The organism is Achromobacter deleyi (assembly GCF_016127315.1).
In the GTDB taxonomy this organism is placed as follows: domain Bacteria; phylum Pseudomonadota; class Gammaproteobacteria; order Burkholderiales; family Burkholderiaceae_B; genus Achromobacter; species Achromobacter insuavis_A.
Genome location: NZ_CP065997.1, coordinates 748213 through 771510 on the forward strand (window position 1 = coordinate 748213; position 23298 = coordinate 771510).

General features: G+C 68.5%; 26 protein-coding genes. 17 read left to right on the forward strand and 9 right to left on the reverse strand.

Annotation, left to right across the window (positions count from 1 at the left end; all coding sequences use genetic code 11):
- Window positions 1–27: 27 nt before the first annotated feature.
- Genes ybgF through I6I07_RS03275 form a run of 3 tightly spaced genes read left to right on the forward strand, consistent with a single transcriptional unit; the run spans window position 28 to window position 2554 of the window.
- Window positions 28–720 (forward strand): tol-pal system protein YbgF, encoded by a 693-nt coding sequence (ybgF, locus tag I6I07_RS03265; protein ID WP_054432697.1) that lies wholly within the window; start codon window positions 28–30, stop codon window positions 718–720.
- Window positions 720–1763, forward strand: coding sequence for a FecCD family ABC transporter permease (locus I6I07_RS03270; RefSeq protein ID WP_198485634.1), 1044 nt, complete (start codon window positions 720–722; stop codon window positions 1761–1763). Before ybgF ends, I6I07_RS03270 begins: the two co-directional genes overlap by 1 nt.
- Window positions 1760–2554, forward strand: a complete 795-nt coding sequence (locus I6I07_RS03275; protein ID WP_006392909.1) for an ABC transporter ATP-binding protein — start codon at window positions 1760–1762, stop codon at window positions 2552–2554. Before I6I07_RS03270 ends, I6I07_RS03275 begins: the two co-directional genes overlap by 4 nt.
- A 56-nt stretch (window positions 2555–2610) precedes the next feature.
- Here I6I07_RS03275 and I6I07_RS03280 read toward each other — a convergent pair whose 3' ends face one another.
- A complete protein-coding gene (locus I6I07_RS03280) occupies window positions 2611–3099 on the reverse strand; it encodes a YbaK/EbsC family protein (RefSeq protein WP_006392908.1) in 489 nt (162 codons plus the stop codon).
- 129 nt (window positions 3100–3228) lie between these two features.
- Between I6I07_RS03280 and I6I07_RS03285 the strand changes: the two genes are divergently transcribed.
- A complete protein-coding gene (locus tag I6I07_RS03285) occupies window positions 3229–4038 on the forward strand; it encodes an alpha/beta fold hydrolase (protein ID WP_006392907.1) in 810 nt (269 codons plus the stop codon).
- 11 nt (window positions 4039–4049) lie between these two features.
- Here the strand turns inward: I6I07_RS03285 and I6I07_RS03290 are convergent, their stop codons facing one another.
- Window positions 4050–4520: an Lrp/AsnC family transcriptional regulator gene (locus I6I07_RS03290; protein ID WP_006392906.1), complete on the reverse strand. Its 471-nt coding sequence runs from the start codon at window positions 4518–4520 to the stop codon at window positions 4050–4052.
- Between the two features lie 244 nt (window positions 4521–4764).
- On the opposite strand from I6I07_RS03290, the gene I6I07_RS03295 reads away from it, so the two are divergent.
- Window positions 4765–5721 carry a DMT family transporter gene (locus tag I6I07_RS03295; RefSeq protein ID WP_232625887.1) on the forward strand — a complete coding sequence of 319 codons (957 nt, stop codon included), beginning with the start codon at window positions 4765–4767 and terminating at the stop codon, window positions 5719–5721.
- Window positions 5722–5769: 48 nt separating this feature from the next.
- Here the strand turns inward: I6I07_RS03295 and fusA are convergent, their stop codons facing one another.
- The 4 genes from fusA to I6I07_RS03315 form a co-directional block, all read right to left on the reverse strand.
- Window positions 5770–7881, reverse strand: coding sequence for an elongation factor G (gene fusA, locus I6I07_RS03300; protein WP_198485635.1), 2112 nt, complete (start codon window positions 7879–7881; stop codon window positions 5770–5772).
- 280 nt (window positions 7882–8161) lie between these two features.
- Window positions 8162–8626 (reverse strand): universal stress protein, encoded by a 465-nt coding sequence (locus I6I07_RS03305; RefSeq protein WP_006388728.1) that lies wholly within the window; start codon window positions 8624–8626, stop codon window positions 8162–8164.
- A gap of 87 nt (window positions 8627–8713) precedes the next feature.
- Window positions 8714–9058 (reverse strand): TIGR01244 family sulfur transferase, encoded by a 345-nt coding sequence (locus I6I07_RS03310; RefSeq protein ID WP_006392903.1) that lies wholly within the window; start codon window positions 9056–9058, stop codon window positions 8714–8716.
- Window positions 9059–9104: 46 nt separating this feature from the next.
- Window positions 9105–10538: a PLP-dependent aminotransferase family protein gene (locus tag I6I07_RS03315; RefSeq protein WP_232625888.1), complete on the reverse strand. Its 1434-nt coding sequence runs from the start codon at window positions 10536–10538 to the stop codon at window positions 9105–9107.
- 136 nt (window positions 10539–10674) lie between these two features.
- On the opposite strand from I6I07_RS03315, the gene I6I07_RS03320 reads away from it, so the two are divergent.
- Together I6I07_RS03320 and I6I07_RS03325 are read left to right on the forward strand one after the other, a co-directional pair.
- Window positions 10675–11592, forward strand: a complete 918-nt coding sequence (locus I6I07_RS03320) for a DMT family transporter (protein ID WP_198485636.1) — start codon at window positions 10675–10677, stop codon at window positions 11590–11592.
- A complete protein-coding gene (locus I6I07_RS03325) occupies window positions 11589–12233 on the forward strand; it encodes a LysE family translocator (RefSeq protein ID WP_198485637.1) in 645 nt (214 codons plus the stop codon). Before I6I07_RS03320 ends, I6I07_RS03325 begins: the two co-directional genes overlap by 4 nt.
- A gap of 10 nt (window positions 12234–12243) precedes the next feature.
- Here the strand turns inward: I6I07_RS03325 and I6I07_RS03330 are convergent, their stop codons facing one another.
- Window positions 12244–12936, reverse strand: coding sequence for an LrgB family protein (locus tag I6I07_RS03330; protein ID WP_054432707.1), 693 nt, complete (start codon window positions 12934–12936; stop codon window positions 12244–12246).
- Complete coding sequence (locus tag I6I07_RS03335; protein WP_054432708.1) at window positions 12926–13330, reverse strand: CidA/LrgA family protein; 405 nt, start codon at window positions 13328–13330, stop codon at window positions 12926–12928. The genes I6I07_RS03330 and I6I07_RS03335 overlap by 11 nt, the downstream gene beginning before the upstream one ends.
- A gap of 96 nt (window positions 13331–13426) precedes the next feature.
- Between I6I07_RS03335 and I6I07_RS03340 the strand changes: the two genes are divergently transcribed.
- From I6I07_RS03340 to I6I07_RS03380, 9 genes are all read left to right on the forward strand, one after another.
- Entirely contained in the window at window positions 13427–14314 is an 888-nt protein-coding gene (locus tag I6I07_RS03340) for a LysR family transcriptional regulator (RefSeq protein WP_198485638.1), read from the forward strand.
- Between the two features lie 71 nt (window positions 14315–14385).
- On the forward strand, window positions 14386–15273 hold the full coding sequence (locus I6I07_RS03345) for an alpha/beta hydrolase (RefSeq protein ID WP_198485639.1): 888 nt from the start codon (window positions 14386–14388) through the stop codon (window positions 15271–15273).
- 177 nt (window positions 15274–15450) lie between these two features.
- Window positions 15451–16362, forward strand: a complete 912-nt coding sequence (locus I6I07_RS03350) for a dihydrodipicolinate synthase family protein (RefSeq protein WP_198485640.1) — start codon at window positions 15451–15453, stop codon at window positions 16360–16362.
- 76 nt (window positions 16363–16438) lie between these two features.
- Window positions 16439–17194 carry an ABC transporter ATP-binding protein gene (locus I6I07_RS03355; protein WP_116520477.1) on the forward strand — a complete coding sequence of 252 codons (756 nt, stop codon included), beginning with the start codon at window positions 16439–16441 and terminating at the stop codon, window positions 17192–17194.
- Window positions 17187–17906, forward strand: a complete 720-nt coding sequence (locus I6I07_RS03360; protein WP_054489602.1) for an ABC transporter ATP-binding protein — start codon at window positions 17187–17189, stop codon at window positions 17904–17906. Before I6I07_RS03355 ends, I6I07_RS03360 begins: the two co-directional genes overlap by 8 nt.
- 87 nt (window positions 17907–17993) lie before the next feature.
- Entirely contained in the window at window positions 17994–19199 is a 1206-nt protein-coding gene (locus I6I07_RS03365) for an ABC transporter substrate-binding protein (protein WP_054432713.1), read from the forward strand.
- Between the two features lie 112 nt (window positions 19200–19311).
- On the forward strand, window positions 19312–20214 hold the full coding sequence (locus tag I6I07_RS03370) for a branched-chain amino acid ABC transporter permease (protein ID WP_198485641.1): 903 nt from the start codon (window positions 19312–19314) through the stop codon (window positions 20212–20214).
- Between the two features lies 1 nt (window position 20215).
- Window positions 20216–21181, forward strand: coding sequence for a branched-chain amino acid ABC transporter permease (locus I6I07_RS03375; protein ID WP_198485642.1), 966 nt, complete (start codon window positions 20216–20218; stop codon window positions 21179–21181).
- Complete coding sequence (locus I6I07_RS03380; protein WP_076415930.1) at window positions 21181–21831, forward strand: GntR family transcriptional regulator; 651 nt, start codon at window positions 21181–21183, stop codon at window positions 21829–21831. Before I6I07_RS03375 ends, I6I07_RS03380 begins: the two co-directional genes overlap by 1 nt.
- Here the strand turns inward: I6I07_RS03380 and I6I07_RS03385 are convergent.
- On the reverse strand, window positions 21806–22291 hold the full coding sequence (locus I6I07_RS03385) for a multidrug/biocide efflux PACE transporter (protein WP_198485643.1): 486 nt from the start codon (window positions 22289–22291) through the stop codon (window positions 21806–21808). The two genes, I6I07_RS03380 and I6I07_RS03385, sit on opposite strands and share 26 nt — an antisense overlap.
- Before the next feature lie 110 nt (window positions 22292–22401).
- On the opposite strand from I6I07_RS03385, the gene I6I07_RS03390 reads away from it, so the two are divergent.
- On the forward strand, window positions 22402–23265 hold the full coding sequence (locus tag I6I07_RS03390; RefSeq protein ID WP_006392887.1) for a LysR family transcriptional regulator: 864 nt from the start codon (window positions 22402–22404) through the stop codon (window positions 23263–23265).
- Window positions 23266–23298 lie beyond the last annotated feature (33 nt).

The following is a 23298-nucleotide window of genomic DNA, read 5'->3' on the forward strand; positions in this document are numbered from 1 at the left end:
GTTTGCTTTTATCCCCCGGGAATTTTCATGCGCGATAACGTTCTGTCCCTGCGTCCCTTGATGGCGGCCACCGGCCTGGTGCTGGCAGCCCTGACGGCGCCCGCCCACGCTTTCTCAGATGACGAGGCCCGCAAGGCCATCCTGGATTTGCGCCAGCAGGTGCAGCAGCAGAACGAGCAGAGCCAACGCGCCAAGCTGCAACTGGCCGACCAGATCCAGGCGCTGCAGCAGGAAGTGGCCCAGTTGCGCGACCAGCTGGAACTGGTGTCGCGCCAGCAGCCCAGCGCCAACAAGCCGGGCGGCACCGCCGGCGGCGCCAACCCGCCGGGCGCGACGGCCGGTGATCCGCAGGAGCAGGCCGCCTACGACGGCGCCATCGACCTGTTCCGCAAGGGCCAGTACAAGGAAGCGTCCGAATCGCTGGCCGCCTTCACCGCGCTCTACCCCGCCAGCCAGCTCGCGCCCAGCGCCCAGTTCTACCTGGGCAGCAGCCGCTACGCGCTGAAGGACTTCAAGGGCGCCATCGAGCAGTTGAACGCCATGGTGCAGAAGGCGCCCGACAACGCCCGCGCCCCCGACGCCCTGCTGGTAATCGCCGGCAGCCAGATCGAGATGAACAACCGCGCCGGCGCCAAGACCACGCTGCAGCGCATCGTTCGCGACTACCCGACCACGCCGGCCGCCAACACGGCCAAGAGCCGCCTGCAACTGCTGCAGTAATGGCGGAAGCCGCCTCCGCGGTCGCCGCCTATCGGCACATCCTGCGCCGCCGGGCAGGGCTCATCGCCCTGCTGCTGGCGGCGATTTGCATTGGGCTGCTGCTCGACGTCACGCTCGGCCCCTCGGGCCTGGGCTGGGGCGAGCTGTGGCGCACCCTGAGCGCGCCGGCGTCGGCCGACCCGACGCTGCGCGTCATCGTCTGGGACATCCGGCTGCCCTACGCCCTGATGGCCGCGCTGGTCGGCATGGCGCTGGGACTGGCGGGCGCCGAGATGCAGACCATCCTGAACAATCCCCTGGCCAGCCCGTTCACGCTGGGCGTGTCGTCCGCGGCCGCCTTCGGCGCGTCGCTGGCCATCGTGCTGCACCTGGGGCTGCCCGGCGTGCCCGACGGCTGGCTGATCGCCGGCAACGCCTTCCTGTTCGCCATGCTGGCGGCCCTGCTGCTCGACGGCGTGGCGCGCCGCGGCGGCATGAACAGCTCGGGCGTGGTGCTGTTCGGCATCGCCATGGTGTTCACCTTCAACGCGCTGGTGTCGCTGGTGCAGTTCACCGCCAGCGCCGAGGCGCTGCAGAACCTGGTGTTCTGGACCATGGGCAGCCTGTCGCGCTCGAGCTGGACCACCGTGGCCGCGCTGGGGCTGGCATTCGCCGTGGCGCTGCCGCTGGCCATGCGCCAGTCCTGGAAACTGACCGCGCTGCGGCTGGGCGAGGAACGCGCGGCGAGCTTCGGCGTGGACGTGCGGCGGGTGCGGGTGACGGCATTGGCGCGCGTCAGCCTGCTGTCGGCGCTCGCGGTGGCGTTCGTCGGCACCATCGGCTTCATCGGCCTGATCGCTCCCCATATCGCCCGCCGCCTGGTGGGCGAGGACCATCGTTTCTTCCTGCCGGGCAGCGCCCTGGTGGGCGGCGTCATCCTGTCGCTGGCGTCGGTCGCGTCCAAGAACCTCGCGCCCGGCGTCATCGTGCCGGTGGGGATCGTCACGTCGCTGATCGGCATTCCGTTCTTCGTGGCGGTGGTGTTGCGCCGGAGCATGCCGTGAGCGCGGCGCCGACGCTGGCCATCTCGGCCATCACCGCTGGCTATGGCGGCCAGGACGTGCTGCATGGCCTGTCGCTGCCGCCCCTGGGCGCCGGCGAGGTCACGGCCCTGCTGGGCCCCAACGGCAGCGGCAAATCGACGTTGCTCAAGGCCCTGGCGGGCCTGGTGAAGGTGCGCGCCGGCCACGCCCTGCTGGACGGCAAGGATCTGGTCCGGCTGGACTTCGCGGCGCGCGCGCGCCATCTGGTGTACCTGCCGCAGAGCCTGCCCGCGGCCGTGCATTTGCGGGTGTTCGAGTCGGTGCTGGTGGCGGCGCGCGCCAGCGAGGCCGAGGGACCGCCCGCCGACCTGCATGCGATCGACCGGCTGCTGGAGCGGCTGGGCATTGGTCATCTGGCGCTGTCATACCTGGACGCGCTGTCCGGCGGCCAGAAGCAGCTGGTGGGACTGGCCCAGGCGCTGGTGCGGCGGCCGCGGGTGCTGCTGCTGGACGAGCCGCTGTCGGCGCTGGACCTGAACTACCAGTTCCATGTGATGCGGCTGCTGAAACAGGAAACCGCGCAGCACGGCCTCATCACGGTGATCGTGCTGCACGACCTGAACGTGGCGCTGCAGCACGCCGACCGGGCGGTGATGATCCACGGCGGCAAGCTGGTCGCCGCGGGCGCGCCGGCCGAGGTCATCACGCCGGCCTCGCTGGCCGCCGTGTACGGCGTGCGCGGCCGGGTCGAGGCCTGCTCGCAGGGAAGATTGCAGGTGCTGATCGACGACCTGGAAGCCCACCCGCACTGATACGGCGGGCGCCCTTTTTCCCCGCGCCCTGGCGGCGCGCTCACTACCTGGAAACGCTAGGCGCGCTGCGCCACGTCGGCGACCGGCGCGCCGGTCATGGCGGCCAATTGCCGCGGCGTCAGATTGAACACGGCGTGCGGATGGCCCGCCGCCGCCCACAGGCTGTCGTACTGGAACAGGTCCTGGTCCAGCAGCATCACGGGCTTGACCGCGTGGCCGATGGGGCAGACGCCGCCGATGGCGTAGCCGGTCATCTCGCGCACGAACTTGGCGTCGGCCTTGGCCAGCGCGCCGACCTGCTCGGCGACCTTGGCCTCGTCGACGCGGTTGATGCCGCTGGCGATGACCAGCACCGGCGCGTCGTCCGCGGCCCGGCGGAAGATGATCGACTTGGCGATCTGCGCCACCTCGCAGCCCAGGCCCGCCGCCGCTTCCGCCGAGGTCTTGCCGGTCTGCGGCAGCACCACCACGGGCTTGTCATGGCCCAGGTCGGCCAGCAGGCGGGCAACGCGTTGGGCGGATTCGGGAAGATCGGCGGGGGACATCGGGCGCGCTCCGTGCGAGAGGGAGAAGGGGGAATCGAGTGTATCAGCCCGGCCGTCCCGCTCCCACGGGCGGCGCCCGCCGGGGCTAACGGGCTAGAATGCCGGCCTGGCTTTCCCTACTCGAACCCGATGCGTTCCGAACCCGTCCTGCCCCTGCAAACCGCCGATGTCGGCGGCTACGCCATGTCCTACACCGAATACGGCGAGGGCGCGCCCCTGGTGCTGGTGCACGGGTCGCTGTCGGACTGTCGCTACTGGAAATCGCAGATGGCGCCGCTGGGCCGCTCGTTCCGCGTGCTGGCGGTCTGCCTGCGGCGCTACTGGCCCGAGGCCTGGGATGGCGAGGGCGACGGCTTCTCGGTGGCGCAGCATGCCGCCGACGTGCTGGCCTTCATCGACCGGGTGGCCGGCGAGCCGGCGCACCTGGTGGGCCATTCGCGCGGCGGCCGGGTGGCGCTGGAAGCGGCGCTGGCCCGCCCCGACGCGCTGCGCAGCCTGACGCTGGCCGACCCCGGCCTGCCGCTGCCCGGCGACGACGATGCCCGCGGCGGCTTTCGCCAGCGGGCGCTCGAACTGATCCGCGACGGCGCCGTGGAAGAAGGCCTGGCGCTGTTCGTCGATACCGTGACGGGGCCGGACACCTGGCAACGCATGGTGCCCTGGTTCAAGGAAATGGTGCGCGACAACGCCGGCACGCTGTTCGGCCAGGCCCGCGAGACCCCGGCCGCGCTGAGCCCGCAGCAGATCGCCTCGCTGACCCTGCCCACGCTGCTGATCGGCGGCGCATTGAGCCCGGCCCCCTACCCCGCGGTGCTCGACGCCCTGGAGAGCTGGCTGCCGCAATCGCGGCGGCTGGACATCGCCGGCTCGTCGCACGGCATGAACCTGGGCAACCCGCGCGCCTTCAACGGCGCGATCGAATCGTTCCTGCGCGGCTGAGCCGCGCGCCGTCAGGGCTCGACCGACGGCGTGTGCTTGAGGCGCTTGAGCACGAAGGTCGAGCGGCTGTGGCGCACGCCGGGCAGCTTGTAGAGCCGCTTGCGCAGGAATTCCTCGTAGCCTTCGGTGCCGGCCACCGCAACCTTGATCAGGTAGTCATATTCGCCCGTCACCAGGAACGCCTCCACCACCTGCGGCAGGCGCGTGATCGCCTCGCCGAAACGCGCCAGCGTGTCATCGTCGTGGTGTTCGAGCGTGACCTCGATCATGACGGTATCGGGCAGGCCCAGCGCCTTCTGGTTCAGCAGGGCCGCGTAGCCCTCGATCACGCCCGCGTCCTCCAGCGCCTTGACCCGGTTCCAGCAGGGGGTGGGCGACAGGCCGACCTGCTCGGCCAGTTTCAGGTTGGTGAGCCGGCCGTCGGCGCGCAGGGCGCGCAGGATCTTGCGGTCGGTTTCATCGATTTTGGGTGGGTTGGACACGGCGGAAAATCCGTAAAAGAGAATATCCCTGTAAAACAGGATTCTAGAGGATATATATTCCTTTATCACCGCCAGAATGGCGAGAATCAGGAAACCTATTTTCCCGACCCAGTCGTAGACTTTCCAGCAAGACGGGCATTACCCCGCCCGTCGGATCCAGCGCCCGCGCCGCGGCACAACCCGGCACCGGCGCCGGTGTAGTCCACCGCAGTGTGCCGCGCGCCGATCCGCGCGGCGGGAAATCATGTCTCACGCAGCAGCAGTACCCGCAAGAACCGGCCTGGGCCTGTCCGGCGCCGCCATGCTCCTGGCCGCGCCGGCGCTATTCGCCTCCAACATGGTGGCCGCCCGCTGGGCCCACGACGCCGCCCTTCCCCCCGTTTTCCTGGCTTTCGGCCGCTGGCTGCTCGCCTTCCTGATCCTGTTGCCGCTGGCCGCGCCGGCCTTGCTGCGGCATCGCCAAGCGCTGTGGCGCGGCCTGCCCACGCTGCTGCCGCTGGCCGTGCTGGGCATGGGCGTGGCGGTGGCGCCGCAGTACATCGGCGCCCAGAGCACCAGCGCCACCAACATCGCCCTGATCTTCTCGTGCAGCCCGATCCTGGTGGCGCTGCTGGAGGCCGTCATCTGGCGCAAACCCCTTTCGCCCCTGCGCGCCACCGGCCTGGTGCTGGCGCTGGGCGGCGTGCTGGTGGTGCTGACGCGCGGCGACGCCTGGGCGCTGGCGCGGCTGGCGTTCGGCCAGGGCGACCTGTGGGTGCTGTTGGCCGCCACGGGCTGGGCGTTCTATACGGTGCTGCAAAAGCGCCTGACGCTGCCGGCGGTGCCCGATGGCGCGCGGCTGGCGGCGATGATGCTGGGCGGCGCGATCGCGCTGGCGCCATTCGCCGGGATCGAGGCCGCCGCCGGCGCCACCCCGCCCTGGAGCGATCCTCGGCTGGCGGCGGTGCTGCTGTTCCTGGCGATCGTGCCGAGCCTGGGCGCGTACTACGTCTACGGTCGCCTGATCAGCCGCGCCGGTCCCGCCACCGCGGGCCTGTCGATGTTCCTGGTGCCGGTGTATGCGGCGCTGCTGGCCTGGCCGCTGCTGGGCGAGGCGCCGCAGCTGTTCCATGCCTACGGCTTCGTGATGATCCTGCTGGGCGTGAAGCTGGCGTCCTCGCGCATGCGGACGACCGCGGCTGGCGCTGCCGCCCCGGCCTGAAAAAAGGGCCACCCGCGCGGGTGGCCCTTGTTCCGAACGGATCGGGATTCAGCGGCCCGAACCCTGCGCCGCGATCACTTCCTGCGCCACTTGGCGCGGCGCTTCGGCGTAGTGCTTGAACTCCATGGTGTAGGTGGCACGGCCCTGCGTCAGTGAACGCAGCGAGGTGGAGTAGCCGAACATCTCGGCCAGCGGCACCTCGGCGCGCACCACCTTGCCGCCGCCCCCGGCGATATCTTCCATGCCCTGCACCATGCCGCGGCGCGACGACAGGTCGCCCATGACGTTGCCGGTGAAGTCCTCGGGCGTTTCCACCTCGACCTGCATCATCGGTTCCAGCAGCACCGGATCGGCGCGCCGCATGCCTTCCTTGAAGGCCATCGAGCCGGCCATCTTGAAGGCGTTTTCGTTCGAGTCCACGTCGTGGTACGAACCGAAGAACAGCGTCACCTTCACGTCGACCACCGGATAGCCCGCCAGCACGCCGGCGTTGAGCGATTCGCGGATGCCCTTGTCCACCGCCGGGATGAACTCGCGCGGCACCACGCCGCCCTTGATGGCGTCGACGAATTCGTAGCCCTTGCCCGGTTCCTGCGGCTCGAGCTTGAGCACCACGTGGCCGTACTGGCCGCGGCCGCCCGACTGCTTGACGAACTTGCCTTCGACTTCGTCACAGGTCTTGCGGATGGTCTCGCGGTAGGCGACCTGCGGCTTGCCCACCGTGGCCTCGACGCCGAACTCGCGCTTCATGCGGTCGACCAGGATTTCCAGGTGCAACTCGCCCATGCCGGAGATGATGGTCTGGCCGGATTCCTCGTCGGTGCGCACGCGGAACGACGGGTCCTCCTGCGCCAGCCGGCCCAGGGCGATGCCCATCTTCTCCTGGTCGGCCTTGGTCTTGGGCTCGACCGCCTGCGAGATGACGGGCTCGGGGAACACCATGCGCTCCAGCACGATGACGTGCGACGGGTCGGTCAGCGTGTCGCCGGTGGTGACGTCCTTGACGCCCACGGCGGCGGCGATGTCGCCGGCGTAGACCTCGGTGATCTCGCGCCGTTCATTGGCATGCATCTGCAGGATGCGGCCCAGGCGCTCCTTCTTTTCCTTGATCGGGTTGTAGACCGAGTCGCCGGACTTGACCACGCCCGAGTAGACGCGGAAGAACACCAGCTGGCCCACGAACGGGTCGGTCATGATCTTGAAGGCCAGCGCCGAGAACGGCTCCTTGTCGGTCGGATGGCGCTCGATTTCGTGGTCGCGCTCGTCGTGGCCCTTGATGGCGGGCACGTCGACCGGCGACGGCAGGTAGTCGATGACCGCGTCCAGCATGGCCTGCACGCCCTTGTTCTTGAAGGCGCTGCCGCACAGCATCGGCACGATCTCGTTGGCGACCGTGCGCTGGCGCAGGCCCTGTTTGATCTCGGCTTCGGTCAGCGCTTCGCCGCCCAGGTATTTCTCCAGCAGCGCCTCGTTGGCCTCGGCGGCCTTCTCGACCATCTTGTCGTGCCATTCCTGCGCCTGCGCCTGCAGCGCCGGCGGGATGTCGCGGTACTCGAAACGCACGCCCTGGCTGGCGTCGTCCCAGATGATGGCCTTCATCTTGACCAGGTCGATCACGCCCTCGAAGCCGTCCTCGGCGCCCACCGGCAACTGCACGGGCACGGCGTCGCCCTTCAGGCGCTCGGTGATCTGGCGCTGCACGCGCAGGAAGTCCGCGCCGACGCGGTCCATCTTGTTGACGAAGGCCAGCCGCGGCACGCGGTACTTGTTGGCCTGGCGCCAGACGGTCTCGGATTGCGGCTGCACGCCGCCGACCGCGTCATAGACCATGACGGCGCCGTCCAGTACGCGCATGGAGCGTTCGACCTCGATGGTGAAGTCGACGTGGCCCGGCGTGTCGATGATGTTGATGCGGTGCTCGGGATAGTTTCCGCCCATGCCCTTCCAGAAGGCGGTGGTGGCGGCGGACGTGATAGTAATGCCACGTTCCTGTTCCTGCTCCATCCAGTCCATCACGGCGGCGCCGTTGTGCACTTCGCCGATCTTGTGGGTGATACCGGTATAGAAGAGGATGCGCTCGGTGGTCGTCGTCTTGCCCGCGTCGATGTGGGCGCTGATGCCGATGTTCCGGTATAGCTCGATAGGCGTCTTGCGAGTCATGGCCTCGTTCCTTGCAGTAATCACCAGGAATGGGCGGCAGGTCCGACCGGATACTGCCGCGGCGGGCGCCATGCCGCGTGAGAGGTGTGCTCGGGGATTGCGAAACCGCGCCCGCACTTATCCGTAAATATTACGCGCCGCGAGCCGGTTTACAAGCTTTAGCCATAAGCGCCATAGGGAATGGCGCGGGCAAGAAAAAGCCCCTCGGCGGGAGGGGCTGGGCACGGCATTGGCGCTGGCGGGCCTGACAGCGGCCTGACTCAGGCCGCGCGGGCCGGGATTACTTCTTTTCTTCCTTGACGCGGTACACCAGCACGGCGGTGCTGGCCAGCGACAGCACCTTGGCGGTGACGCTGCCCAGCAGCAGGCGCGACAGGCCGCTGCGGCCGTGGCTGCCGATGAAGATCAGGTCGCAACCGGCGTCGGCGGCGGCCTGGACGATGCCGTCGGCCACGTTGAAGTTGGACACGGCGCGCGCCTCGGACTTCACGCCGGCGGTGTCGGCGCGGTCGGTGATCTGCTTGAGGTACTTGTCGGCCTGCTCGGCCGAGGCCTTTTCGTAGTCTTCGTCGGTGATGGCGTAGGCCGCGGCCATGCCGTCGAAACCGATGGTGGCGGCGAACGGCTGCGTCACGTAGAGGGCGACGACGTCAGCGCCCACGGAGCGCGCGAAGGAAATGCCGGCGTTGGCGGCTTGGGCCGACAGCGGCGAGCCGTCGGTGGGAATCAGGATCTTCTTGAACATCTTGCCTGCTCCTGTTTGAGAGGAATCTCCATGCTACCGGAAACCCGCCAGGTTCACATCAAGCGAACCCGGGGTCCTTGATGCGCGTCAACCCAGCTGCTGGGCGGCGGCGAACAGGTTGGTGCAGCGGGTGCCGGTGCGGCAGTACGCCAGCACGGGGCCCGGCAAGGTGCGCAGCAGTTCGGCGAAGCGGACCACGTCGGCCGCGGTCATGGCGCTGCCGACGACCGGCTGGTATTCGATTTTCAGACCGGCGGCGGCGGCGGCCCTGGAGACGTCGGCGGCGGTCGGCTGGTCGGGGCCGCCCTCGAAGTCGGGACGGTTGATGATGACGCTCTTGTAGCCGGCGGCGGCCACGTCGGCCATGTCGTCGGGACCCAGTTGCGGGGCGACGGCGAAATTCTCGGTGAGGGGCTTGATCGGTGCGGACATGGCGATTCCTTGATGGGGGTGACTGCGCATTATTGTAGGAGCCGTTTCAGGCGAAAAGTTTTTCCAGCAGATTCCAGACGCCGCGGTCATCGACCATCGGCACCGAAAACCGCAACATGGTCGACGGCCCCTGCGACGGCGAGAACAGCGTGCCGGGCGCCAGCAGCATGCCCTGGTCGGCGGCGGCGCGGGCCAGCACCTCGCTGTCGCGCCCGCAATCGGCCCACACGAACATGCCCGCCTGCGGTTCGTGCGGGATCGTCAGGCCGAGCTTCTGCAGGCCCTTCAGGCAGCGCTGGCGGGCCTCGTCCACCCGCAGCCGCACGCGCTCGATATGGCGCCGGTATTGCCCTTCCATCAGCACCCGGTGCACCACCCGTTCGCCCAGCTCGGGCGAGGTCAGCCCGGCCAGCATTTTCAGGTCGGCCAGTTTCTGCAGGATGTCAGGATTGGCCGCCAGATAGCCCACGCGCAGGCTCGCCGCCAGCATCTTGGAATAGCCGCTGACCAGGATGACGCGGTTGAGCCGGTCCAGCACCGCCAGCTTCATGGCGCCGCCCGGATGCAGCTCGCCGTAGGTGTCGTCTTCCACCACGATGAAGTCGTGGCGCTCGGCGATGCGCAGGATGTCGTAGGCGGCGCCGGCCGACAGGGTGTGGCCGGTGGGGTTGTGGACCGCGCTGTTGATGATGAACAGTTTCGGCTTGTGCTGCGCCGCCAGCTGCTCGAGCAAGGCGGTGTCAGGGCCGTCGGGGCCGCGCGGCACGCCGATAAGCCGGGCGCCGAAGGCGGCCAGGCGGCCGAAGATGACGAACCAGGCCGGATCCTCGACCAGCACGGTATCGCCCGGCTGCACCAGCAGGCGGGCGATCAGGTCCAGCGCGTGGGTGACGCCGTTGGTGGTGAGCAGGTTGCGCTCGGGATGGGCCGGCACGCCGTCGCTCTGCAGCGAGGCGGCGATCTGCTGGCGCAGCGGCGAAAACCCCTGCGGATGGCCATAGGACACGAGATGGCCGCGCACCGAGCGGCCCACGGCGCGCACCGCGCCCGCCACCATTTCAGGATCGAGCCAGTCGGCCGGCAGCAGGCCGGCGCCGCCCGGCATGCCGGGGCCGCCACCCTCGCGGAACATGCTGCGCAGCAGCCAGGCGATATCGACCCGCGCCGGCGGCGTGAAATTCTGCGTCGACGCGGGCACGGCGACCGGGGCCAGCGGCCCGCTGCGGGCGCGCACGAAAAAGCCGGCGCCGCGCCGCGACTGCACCAGGCCGCGCGCCACCAGCCGGTCGTAGGCTTCCACCACCGTGAAGCGGCTGACGCCGGACTGTTCGGCCATCTTGCGGATGGACGGCAGGCGGGTTCCCGGACGCAGGCCCTGCTCGTCGATGCGCCGGGCCAGGCCGTCGGCCAATTGCGCCACCAGGGTGGCGTCGGCCTGGCGCACGGGCTGCCAGGGCATGGAAGGCGAAGCAACTGTCATGGGGATTTCACCAGGCCAGCGGTTGAAGTGACATGTATAAGTGTACCGGTACTGTACCGATAACTATGCGTAGAGTGACAGCAATGGCATCAGCCCGCAAGTCTCGCGGACCGCCCCCATTTTTCGACGCCCCGCCATGAACCGCTCCGTGCCGTATCCCGCCCTCCAGGCCGCCCCCGCCGCGTCGCCCTGGGAAGGCTACGGCTACGGCTTCCTGGGGGTGCTGGTGTTTTCGCTGACGCTGCCGATGACGCGCGTGGCGGTGACGGAACTGCCGCCGCTGCTGGTGGGCCTGGGACGCGCCCTGCTGGCCGCGGTGCCGGCCCTGGCGCTGCTGTGGCTGACCCGCAGCCGCCGGCCCGGACGCGCCGAATGGCCGGGGGTGATCCTGGCCGCGCTGGGCATCGTGGTCGGCTGGCCGCTGGCCTCGTCGCTGGCGATGCAGACCGTGGCATCGTCGCACGGCGCCGTGTTCAACGGCCTGCTGCCGCTGTCGACCGCCGTATTCGCGGCCTGGCGCAGCGGTGAACGGCCGTCGCCCGCGTTCTGGGCCTGGGCCGCGGTGGGCGCCGTGCTGGTGGCCACGTTCGCCTTGCGCCAGGGCCACGGCACGCTGTCGATCGGCGATTTCTGGCTGCTGCTGGCGGTGCTGCTGGGCGGCCTGGGGTATGCCGAGGGCGCCCGCGCCGCGCGCACGCTTGGCGGCTGGCGCACCATCTGCTGGGCGCTGGTGATCAGCGCGCCGGTGCTGGCCGCGCCGGTGGGCTGGATGGCCGCGCAACAGCCCGGCTGGCCGCGCGCGGACGTGATCGCGGCCTGCGCCTACCTGGCGTTCGGTTCGATGTTCCTGGGATTTTTCGCCTGGTATCGCGGCCTGGCCGCGGGCGGCATCGCCCGGGTCGGACAGATTCAATTGCTGCAGCCGTTCCTGACGGTGCTGGCCGCAGCCCTGTTTTTCGACGAAGCGGTGGACCCGGGTACCTACCTGTTCGCCGCCGCCGTCATCGTGGTCATCGCCGGCGGACGCCGCGCGATCATTGGAGTCAAGAAATGACGTTGTTCCCCGCCAGCCTCGCCGATGTGCCGCTCGCTTCCCTGTCCTTGCTGGGCCCCCTGGCGCTGTTCGCCCTGGTCAGTTCGATCACGCCCGGGCCGAACAACGTCATGCTGGCCGCGTCCGGCCTGAACTTCGGCTTTCGCCGCAGCATGCCGCACCTGCTGGGCGTGAACCTCGGCTTCACGCTGATGATCTTCCTGGTGGGCGTGGGGCTGGGGTCGGTGTTCCAGCAGGTGCCGCAGCTGTACACCGTGCTCAAGTACGTGGGCGCCGCCTACCTGCTGTACCTGGCCTGGAAGATCGCCAACTCGGGCGGCATGGAGGATGGCGCCGTCAACGGCAAGCCGATGACCTTCCTGCAGGCGGCCGCGTTCCAGTGGGTCAACCCCAAGGCCTGGGTGATGGCGGTCGGCGTGATCGCCACCTACACGCCGCAGGCCGGCTTCTTCGCCAACCTGGTCATCGCCACGGTGGTGTGCGGCATCGTCAACCTGCCCAGCATCGGCATCTGGGTCACCTTCGGCACCGCCCTGCGGCGGGTGCTGCACAAGCCGTGGGCGATCCGCGCCTTCAACATCAGCATGGCGCTGCTGCTGGTGGCCTCGCTGTATCCGGTGGCGCTGGAAGCCTTGCACTGACGCGGCCGGATCAGGCCAGCAGCGCGACCACCACGGCGGGCGTGACCAGCACATTGAACAGCCCCGCCATCACCATCACCAGCCCGGCCACCGCGCCCTCTTCGGCCGCCAGCTCGCGGGCCTTGGCGGTGCCGGCGCCATGCGCGCCCATGCCGAACAGGGCGCCGCGCGCCAGGGCCGAGCGCAGCGGCAGCCAGCGGCGCATGCACTGGCCGATGGCCGCGCCGAACACCCCGGTGACGATGACGAACACCGCGGTCAGGTCCGGCGCGCCGCCGACGTGCGACGACACCGCCACCGCGAACGGCGTGGCCACCGAGCGCGGCAACAGGCTCAGCCGCAGATCCGGCGGCAGGTCAAGCAGGCTGCCCAGCGACCAGGCGCTGAGACCGGCGATGGCGCTGCCGACCACCACGCCCGCCGCCAGCACCGGCCAGTAGCGGCGGATCAGCGCGCGCTGCTCGTACAGCGGCAGCGCGAAGGCGACGATCACCGGCCCCAGCATCATCATCAGCCAGTGCGAGCCGGACATGTAGTCGCGGTAGCCGGTGTGCAGCAGCAGCGCCAGCATCAGCAGCAGGGCCGGCGCCACCACCAGCGTGGACGTCCACCAGTACGCATAGCGGCGGTAGAACAGGCGCGCGCAGACATAGGCCAGCACGGTGGCCAGCGGCCAGAACAGCAGATTGAATTCAGCCCGCATGGCGGTTCATCCAGCGGTAGCAGAGGTCGATCGTCAGCGCCGTGCCGGCCATGACCAGCGCGGTGCCCAGCAGGATCACGACCAGCAGCTTGGCGCCCAGCACGCCCAGGAATTCGCGATGGTCCAGCAGCGACATCACCGCGGGCACGAAGAACAGCAGCATTTCGCCCAGCAGCCAGCTGGCGCCGCGATGCACATTGCGCACCCGCAGCAGGCCCGAGGCCAGCAGCGCCAGCACCAGCGCCATGCCGATGACGCCGCCCGGCACCGGCAGGCCGGCCGCGTTGGCCAGCATCTGGCCCAACAGGGAAAACAGGGTGATGAGGACGATCTGCAGCAATCGGCTGCGGCGCAGCAGGCTGCGCAGGAGGACGGGATAGCGAGGGCGAGACATGGGGAGGGATTCCAGCGGATGGAACCGTTTTACGCCTGCCCGCGTCATAGATAAAATGAATTTGTCGAATCCAACCCATTCCAATCAGGCATAACCATGGATCTGCGGCCCTTGCGCGCATTGGTGGAGGTGGTCCGTCAGGGCGGTTTTTCCCAGGCGGCCAAGACCGTGTTCGCCACCCAGCCCACGGTCAGCAAGGCCGTGCGCCAACTGGAGGACGAAATCGGCATGCCCCTGCTCGACCGCCAGGCGCAGCCGCCGCGGCTGACCGAGGCCGGCGAAATCGTCTACCGGCGCGCGGTCAAGATGTTGGCCGAACGCGACGATCTGTACGCCGAGCTGGACGAGCTGCGCGGCCTGAAGCGCGGCGTGTTGCGGCTGGGCCTGCCGCCGCTGGGCAGCAACGCGCTGTTCGCGCCGATGTTCGCGCGCTTTCGCAGCCGCTATCCGCAGATCGAGATCAGCCTGCTGGAACATGGCGGCCATCGGCTCGAGGAAATGGTGATGGCCGGCGAGATCGAGCTGGCCGCTTCGCTGCGTCCGGAATCCGGCGAGCTCGACTGGCAGCCGGTGGCGCGCGAACCACTGATCGCGCTATTGCCCGCCGACCATGCTGACGCGCGCGCCGCCGCCATCGGCCTGGAACAGCTGCGCGACTCGCCCTTCATCCTGTTCGAGACCGGCTTCGCGCTGAATCGCGTCATCCTGGACGCCTGCCAGCGGGCCGGCTTCGCCCCGGCGATCGCCGCCCGCAGCGGCCAGATCGACTTCATCGTGGCGCTGGTCATGGCTGGCATGGGCGTGGCCTTCCTGCCGCGCCTGAAGGCCAACGAGGAACGGCACACGGGCGTGGCGCGGGTGCCGCTGCGCGATGCCGGCACGGACTGGGAGATGGGCCTGGTGTGGCGCCGCGGCGGCTATCTGTCGCATGCCGCCCAGGCCTGGCTGGCGCTGGCGCGCGAGATGCATCCGGATACCGCTTGACGCGAGCCGCCAACACCCGCCGTTGTATGCTGGCGCCGGAACCGTGCCCGTCGGCGCGGGTCATATCTTCCATGCCCGCCCTGCCCCGCCCCACCCTGCGCCGCCTGATCGGCGCCGCCGTGCTCGCCGCCGCCAGCGTGGTCGGCTGCTCGCAGCTCGACTCCTGGCAGCGCCAGACCATCTTCTCGCCGCAATCCGAGCCGCAGACGTGGTGGCGCGAGCCGGCCAAGGGCACCCAGGTCTACGACCTGGCGCTGGCCAACGGCGACAAGGTCCGCGCCTGGTACTGGCAAAGCCCGCAAGCCAACGCACCCACCGTGCTGTATCTGCACGGCGCGCGCTGGAACCTCAATGGCAGCGCCTTCCGCATCGACGGCTGGACCCGCAAGGGCTATTCGATCCTGGCGATCGACTACCGCGGCTTCGGCGCGTCCACGCCGCGCCTGCCGTCCGAGGCCAGCGCGCTGGAAGACGCGATGGCCGGGTTGAAGGAACTGGCCCGCCTGCAGCCCGACCCGGCGCGCCGCTTCGTCTACGGCCACAGCCTGGGCGGCGCCATCGCCATCGACCTGGCGGCGCGGCCGGACCAGCCCGACTTCGCCGGCCTGATCGTCGAATCCAGTTTCACCAGCATCAGCGCCATGCTGGCGACCCTGAAGTGGGGCCGCGTGCCCGGCGCCAGCCTGCTGGTGACGCAGCCGTTCGATTCGGTCGACAAGCTGGCCGCCATGCACACGCCGATGCTGTTCATGCACGGCACCGCCGACCGCGTGGTGCCGCACACCATGAGCGACGAGCTCTACGCCGCCGCGCGCAGCGTTTCGCCCGACCTGAAGCGGCTGGTCAAGATCGAGGGCGCCACCCATTCGGGCGCGTTCCGCAGCGGCGAACAGTACGACGACGCCGTCAAGACCTTCATCCAGGACGCCAGCCGCGCGTATCGCCGCAAGGCCGGCTGACGCGGCAGGCCCGCGTCGTCATCGCCTTATTCAACCCATTGTGTCTTTTCCCGGGGGAAAACCCGCTCTCGGGAAACTCCCATATCAAAATATCTTCTAAATATATTTAACGGATATTAGACTTTCTCCCACCCGCCGCTCTTCCTTCGCGGCGCCGGCCATCCGAGGAGAATCAAGTTGAGTAACGTGCGTTGGCAGGGCGTCTTTCCTGCCGTAACCAGTAAGTTCCATGCCGACGAAACCCTCGACTTCGAAGCGATGCGCAAGCATTTCGGCTTCCTGATCGACAACGGCGTCCATGGCCTCGTCACCTGCGGTTCGCTGGGCGAAGCCAGCACCCTGACGCTGGAGGAAAAGCTGGCGGTGACGCGTTGCGCCGTGGAAGTCAGCGGCGGCCGCATCCCGGTGCTGGCCAACGTGTCCGAAACCAGCACCCGCGAGGCGCTGCGCTTCATCAAGGCGGCGGTGGAACTGGGCGTGGACGGCTTCATGCTGATGCCTTCGCTGATCTACGTGGCCGATGCGCGCGAGGCGATGCAGAGCATCCGCACCCTGGCCGAGGCCGCCGCCAAGCCCTGCATGATCTACAACAACCCGGTCGCCTACCGCGTCGACCTCAAGCCCGAGCACATGGCCGAGCTGGCCGACTGCCCATGGCTGGTCGCGATCAAGGAAAGCAGCGACGACATCCGCCGCGTGACCGACCTGCGCAACAAACTGGGCGACCGCTTCCAGCTGTTCATCGGCGTCGACGACCTGTCGTTCGAAGCCCTGGCGCTGGGCGCCGACGGCCTGCTGGCCGGCCTGGTGACCGCGTTCCCGCGCGAGACCGTGGCCCTGTACGACCTGATGAAGGCCGGCAAGTGGCAGGAAGCGCTGGCGCTGTACCAGTGGTTCACGCCGCTGCTGCACCTGGACGTCTCGACCAAGCTGGTGCAGAACATCAAGCTGGCCGAGACCCTGGCCGGCGTCGGCAACGAACACGTGCGCCGTCCGCGCCTGCCGCTGGTGGGCGCCGAGCGCGAACGCTGCGCCGGCATCATCGAAGCGGCGCTGGCCAAGCGGCCGCGGCAATACCAGTCGAAGTAAGCGACCCAGCCCGAAGCAGGACCGGCGCGCCCGCATGGCCGTGGCGCGCCGTCCTTGCGCCAGCCTCTCGGACACCATGCACAGCGACATCATCCTTCAGACCCGGGGCCTCACCAAGGAATTCCGCGGCTTCGTGGCGGTCAACGACGTCAACCTGAGCGTCAGGCGCGGCGCGATCCATGCGCTGATCGGTCCCAACGGGGCCGGCAAGACCACGGTCTTCAACCTGCTCACCAAGTTCCACATCCCGACCCGCGGCGAGATCGTCTACGACGGCGTCGACATCACCAGCGAACGGCCGGCGCAGACGGCGCGGCGCGGCATCGTGCGCTCGTTCCAGATCTCGGCGGTGTTCCCGCAATTGTCGGTGCGCGAGAACGTGCGCGTGGCCTTGCAGCGCAAGCTGGGCGTGGACTATTGCTTCTGGCGTTCGGAGCGCTCGCTGGAGCGGCTGCACCAGCGGGTGGAGGAACTGCTCGACCAGGTCGGCCTGCGCGCGCAGCTGGACGTGGCCGCCGGCGACCTGCCCTACGGCCGCAAGCGCACGCTGGAGATCGCCACCACGCTGGCGCTGGAACCCGAGCTGTTGCTGCTGGACGAACCGACCCAGGGCATGGGCCACGAGGACGTCGACCGCGTCAAGCACCTGATCAAGCAGGTCTCGGCCGGCCGCAGCATCCTGATGGTGGAACACAACATGAAGGTGGTGGCCGACATCTGCGACCGCATCACCGTCCTGCAGCGCGGCGAGATCCTGGCCGAAGGCCCGTACGCCGAGGTGTCCGCGAACCCCGCGGTGCGCGAAGCGTACATGGGAGCGGAAGATGAATGACAAGACCCCGGCGCGGTCCATGCTGGAGATCCGCGGCCTGCACGCCTGGTATGGCGAATCGCACATCCTGCACGGCATCGACCTGGACGTGAAGGCGGGCGAGTGCATCACGCTGCTGGGCCGCAATGGCGCCGGCCGCAGTTCGACCCTGAAGTCGGTGCTGGGCCTGGTGGGCCGGCGCAGCGGCTCCATCAAGGTGCAAGGCCAGGAGACCATCGGCCTGCCGCCGCACAAGATCGCGCGCCGGGGCATCGGCTATTGCCCCGAAGAGCGCGGCATCTACGCCTCGCTGACCGCCGAGGAAAACCTCATGCTGCTGCCCTCGGTGGGGCCGGACGGCATGTCGGTGGAAGAGATCTACACGATGTTCCCCAACCTGAAGGAACGCGCCCACAGCCCCGGCACCCGGCTGTCTGGCGGCGAGCAGCAGATGCTGGCGATGGCGCGCATCCTGCGCACCGGCGCCCGCCTGCTGCTGCTCGATGAAATCACCGAAGGCCTGGCGCCCGTCATCGTGCAGGCGCTGGGCCGGGTGATCCGGCAATTGCAGGAGCGCGGCTACACCACCGTGCTGGTCGAGCAGAACTTCCGCTTCGCCCGGCACCTGGCCGACCGCCATTACGTCATCGAGCATGGCCAGGTGGCCGCCGTGATCGAGCGGGCCGAAGTCGAGCGGTCGCAGGACCGGCTCAACGCCCTGCTCGGCATCTGAGGGCCGTCGCGCGCAGTTCCCCGTCGTTGCAGTTTCCCGTGGTGCTTCCGACCGCAGTCCCCCCATTCCCATACGGAGCGTAGTCAGATGAAATTGAATCGAATCGCAGCGGCGCTGTGCGCCATCGGCCTGGCGGGCGTCGCCCACGCCGAGGCCGGCATCAGCGACGGCATCGTCAAGGTCGGCGTGCTGACCGACCTGTCCGGCGTCTATTCCGACCTGGCCGGCAACGGCTCGGTGATCGCGGCGCGCATGGCGGCCGAGGAAATGGGCAACAAGGTGCTGGGCAAGCCGGTCGAAGTGGTGGCCGCCGACCACCAGAACAAGCCCGACGTCGCCGCCAACCTGGCGCGCGAATGGTTCGACCAGGGCAAGGTCGACATGATCACCGACTTCCCCACCGCGTCGACCGCGCTGGCCGTGATGGAGATCGCGCGCCAGAAGAACCGCGTGACCATGCCGTCCGCGGGCCTGTCGACCGCGATCCTGGGCGAGAAATGCTCGCCGCTGAATGCGCAGTGGACCACCAACACCTATGCGCTGGCGGCCGGCACGGCGCGCGCGCTGGTCAAGGAAGGCAAGAAGACCTGGTACTTCATCACCGCCGACTACACCTTCGGCCACTCGCTGGAGAAGGACGCCACCGAAGTCATCCAGGAAAACGGCGGCAGCGTCGTCGGCGTATCGCGCCACCCCTTCCCCGGCAACGATTTCTCGTCGTTCCTGCTGAAGGCGCAGGCCTCCAAGGCCGACGTGATCGCCCTGGCCAACGCCGGCAACGACACCGTCAACGCGGTCAAGCAGGCCAATGAGTTCGGCATCACCAAGAAGCAGATCGTGGCGCCGCTGCTGACCTACATCTCGGACGTGCACAGCATGGGCCTGGCCAAGGCGCAGGGCATGTACCTGACCGAGGCGTTCTACTGGGACTACGACGACGCCTCGCGCGCCTGGGCCAAGAAGTTCTTCGAGAAGGCCAAGAAAATGCCGACGGCCTCGCAGGCCGGGGTCTATTCGGCCACGCTGTCGTACCTGAAGGCGATCGAGGCGGCCGGCACCGACGAGGCGCCGGCGGTCATGGCCAAGCTGCGCGAGATGACCATCAACGACGCCGTGATCCGCAACGGCAAGCTGCGCGCGGACGGCGCGCTGGTGCACGACATGCTGCTGTTGCAGGTGAAGGCGCCGGCCGAATCCAAGGCGCCGTGGGATTACTACCATGTCAAGGCCGTGCTCAAGGGCGACGAAGTCTTCCCCAAGCCGCAGGCCGCCTGCCCGCTGAACAAGTCATGACGCCCGCCGGCGCAGGGCGGCTTGCGCCCGGCGCCGGTTCGATCCGCCCGCGGCGCGCGGCAACGCGCGCCTCCCGCAAACCGACGCGTCCCGTGTCCGACCGCCGCCCACTATGTTCGACATCTCGCTTCCCGCCCTGCTCGCCCAACTGCTGGTGGGGCTGATCAACGGCTGCTTCTACGCCATTCTCAGCATGGGGCTGGCCATCATCTTCGGCCTGCTCAACATCGTCAATTTCACCCATGGCGCCCAGTTCATGATGGCGGCGTTCCTGGCGTGGATCGGCTTCACCCAGCTGCCGCAGCTGCTGGGCCCGGGCGCGCAGATCAATTTCTGGGCGGCGCTGGTGCTGGCGCCGCTGCTGGTCGGCGCGGTCGGCGTGGTGATCGAGAAGACGCTGCTCAAGCGGCTCTATCACCTGGACCACCTGTACGGCCTGCTGCTGACCTTCGGCATCGCGCTGATGATGGAAGGCGGCTTTCGCTACTTCTACGGCATTTCCGGCGTGGGCTACGAGCCGCCCGAGATCCTGCTGGGCGGCTTCGACCTGGGCTTCATGTTCCTGCCGGCGTACCGCGCCTTCGTGGTGGTGGCGTCGCTGCTGCTGTGCCTGCTGACCTGGTACCTGTTCGAGCGCACCCGCCTGGGCGCGCTGCTGCGCGCCGGCACCGAGAACGCCCGGCTGCTGCAGGCCTTTGGCGTCAACGTGCCGGTGATGATCACGCTGACCTACGGCTTCGGCGTGGCGCTGGCCGGCGTGGCCGGCGTGCTGGCCGCGCCCGTCATGCAGATCAATCCGCTGATGGGGTCCAACCTGCTCAATATCGTGTTCGCGGTGGTGGTGATCGGCGGCCTCGGCTCGATCATGGGCGCCATCGTCACCGGCCTGGCGCTGGGCCTGCTGGAGGGCCTGGCCAAGGTGTTCTACCCCGAAGCGTCCACCGTGGTTGTGTTCATCGTGATGGCGGTGGTGCTGCTGACGCGCCCCGCGGGCCTGTTCGGCAAGGAGAAATAAGGTGTCGCGCTTCCCCCTTTCCATCCGCATCCTGGCGCTGCTGCTGGTGCCGGCGCTGCTGGTTCCGTGGTTCCCGCAGGTGGTGTACCCGGTGTTCATGATGAAGGTGCTGTGCTTCGCGCTGTTCGCGCTGGCGTTCAACCTGCTGACCGGCTTCACCGGCCTGGTGTCGTTCGGCCATGCCGCCTTCTTCGGCTGGGCCGGCTATGCCGCCGGCGAGATGATGATCCTGTACGGCGCCGCCGGCCTGCCGCCGGAACTGGCCATCCTGTGCGGCGTGGCCATGGCCGCCGCCATCGGCTACGCGATCGGCTGGCTGGCGATCCGCCGCACCGGCATCTATTTCGCCATGATCACGCTGGCCTTGTCGCAGGTGGCGTATTTCATGGCCGTGCAGGTCGGGTGGACGCGCGGCGAGGACGGCATGCAGGGCATTCCGCGCGGCAAGTTCCTGGGCCTGGTCGACCTGAGCGCCGACACCAACATGTATTACTTCACGCTGGGCGTGTTCGTGCTGGGGTTCCTGTTCGTCTACCGGGTCATCCATTCGCCCTTCGGACAGGTGCTCAAGACCATCCGCGACAACGCGCCGCGGGCGATTTCGCTGGGGTACGATACGGATCGGTGCAAGCTGCTGGCGTTCGTGCTGTCGGCCTCGGTGGCCGGCCTGGCGGGTTCGCTCAAGGCGCTGGTGCTGCAGCTGGTGGCGCTCAACGACGTGTCGCTGGCCACCTCCACCGAAGTGCTGCTGATGACGCTGCTGGGCGGTATCGGCACCGTGTGGGGTCCCGTGGTGGGCGCCACGCTGGTCGTCAGCCTGCAGAATTACCTGGCCACCCTGGGCGATGTCGTCACCATCGTCATCGGGTTGATTTTCGTGTTGTGCGTGTCGTTCTTCCGGCGCGGGTTCGTCGGCGAATGGCTGGCCTACACGCAGTGGCGCAAAACGAAGGAAAACAACCGTTGATGGCAGGAGCAGAACCCAAACGGCGCGCGGCCGACGTCGCCTATGACCAGATCGAAAGCATGATCGCCACCCTGCAATTGCAGCCGGGCAGCGCGGTCGTGGAAGCCGATCTGGTCGAAAAGACCGGCCTGGGCCGCACCCCGCTGCGCGAAGCCTTGCTGCGCATGGTGGCGGCCGGCCTGATCCGCCAGGAGCCGCGGCGCGGCCTGCGGGTCTCGATGATCCAGCTGGCCGACCACATGGACCTGATCCAGACCCGCCGGGCGCTGGAACAGCTGATCGCCGCCAGCGCCGCGCGCCGCGCCACGCCCGCGCAGCGCGCCCAGATCGTCGAATGCGCCGCGCAGATGGTGCGCGCGGCCGAGGGCGGCAACCTGGACGATTACATGCAGGCCGACCAGTTGCTCGACCACGTCTGCCACAGCGCCTGTCGCAATGTGTCGGCGGTGAACGCGGTGGAACCGCTGATCATCCAGTGCCGGCGCTTCTGGTACGCCTACCAGCACGAAGGCGACATCGCCGAGGGCGCGCGCCGCCACATGGCCATGGCCGCCGGCATCGCCACCGGCGACGAAGCCGCGGCGATCCAGGGCGCGGATTCGCTGATGGATTACCTGGAAATGTTCACGCGCAAGGTGATTGACGCGTAGCGGGGGCCGGCGCGGCGTCCGTGGCGCCGCGCGCCAGCCACGCCATCACGCGCGGACGGGCGCGGTCGTACGCCAGGTTGTAGAAAAAGGCGTACGGCAGGTAGAACAGCACCAGCCCGATATCCAGCACGAAAGCCTGCCACAGGCTGATGCTGAGCCACCAGGCGGCCAGCGGGATCACGATGAGGATCAGCCCCAACTCGAAGCCGAACGCGTGGATCACGCGCACGCGCAGGTTGCGGGTGATGCCCAGGCGGTTTTCAAGGCGGTCGAAGCCGGCGTTGTAGATCATGTTCCAGAGCAGCGCGATCCAGGCGATCACGGCGGTCAGCACGCCCATTTCGAACAGCGACTTGCCCATGGCCCAGGCGGCTACCGGCGCGCACAGGCCGATGGCGAGGATTTCGAACAGGAAAGCGTGGAGAAAACGCTCTTTGATGGATTTCTTGGCTTGCGTCATGACCCACTCCGAGGTCGGTTGCTTGAGTAACCCGACAATTTTCGACGATATTTCCGGTACGATAAAGATGATATCCATCGGAAAATCCGATAACAAGGACGCCCGCCGCCATGCGCCATTCCCTCGAATCCCTGGCCACCTTCGCCCAGGTGGCCGCCGAAGGCACGTTCTCGGCCGCGGCCCGCAAGCTGGGCAAGAGCCAGTCCACCGTCAGCGAGACCATCGCCAATCTCGAGGTCGACCTGAACGTGACGCTGTTCGACCGCGGCCAGCGCCAGCCGGCCCTGACCGAGGCCGGCCAGGTGCTGCTGGGCCAGGCCTTGCAGGTGCTGGCGGCCAATGACCGCCTGAACCGCAGCGCCAGCCAGCTGTCGGCCGGGCTGGAGCCGCGCCTGACGGTGGTGCTGTCGGACACGTTTCAGTCCGAAACCTTTGAGAACATGCTCAGCCAGATCGACCAGCGCTATCCGGCGCTGCGCTTCGAATGCCTGATCGCGGAATACGAGGACGTGGTGGCGCTGGTGCAGCAGGGCCGCGCCCACCTGGGGCTGATGGCGGCGCAGGAAAGCTATCCGCCCGACATGGCCCACGCGACGCTGCGCGAAGCCTCGGAGATCGTGCTGTGCGTGGGCCGCGGCCATCCGCTGGCGACGCTGTCCGGCGTCACGCAGGATCACCTGAAGACCGAACGCGAGCTGCGCCTGAGCACCTACGAGCTGGACGACAAGGATCCCGCGCCGTCGCAGTCGACCTGGTCGGCGCCGGGCTATCTGATGCTGCTGGAAATGGCCATGCTGGGATTCGGCTGGACCGAGCTGCCGCGCTGGATGCTGCAACGCTTCGGCCGCGGGCAACTGGTGGAACTGGCGGTGCCGGGCTGGCCGCGCCAGATCCGGGTGGATGCAGTGTGGTCGACCCGCCGACCGCTGGGGCCGGCCGGCGCCTGGCTGCTGCAGAGCCTGACGCGGGCTTGATGACTGGATGATTCAGGCGCCGGCCATGAAGCC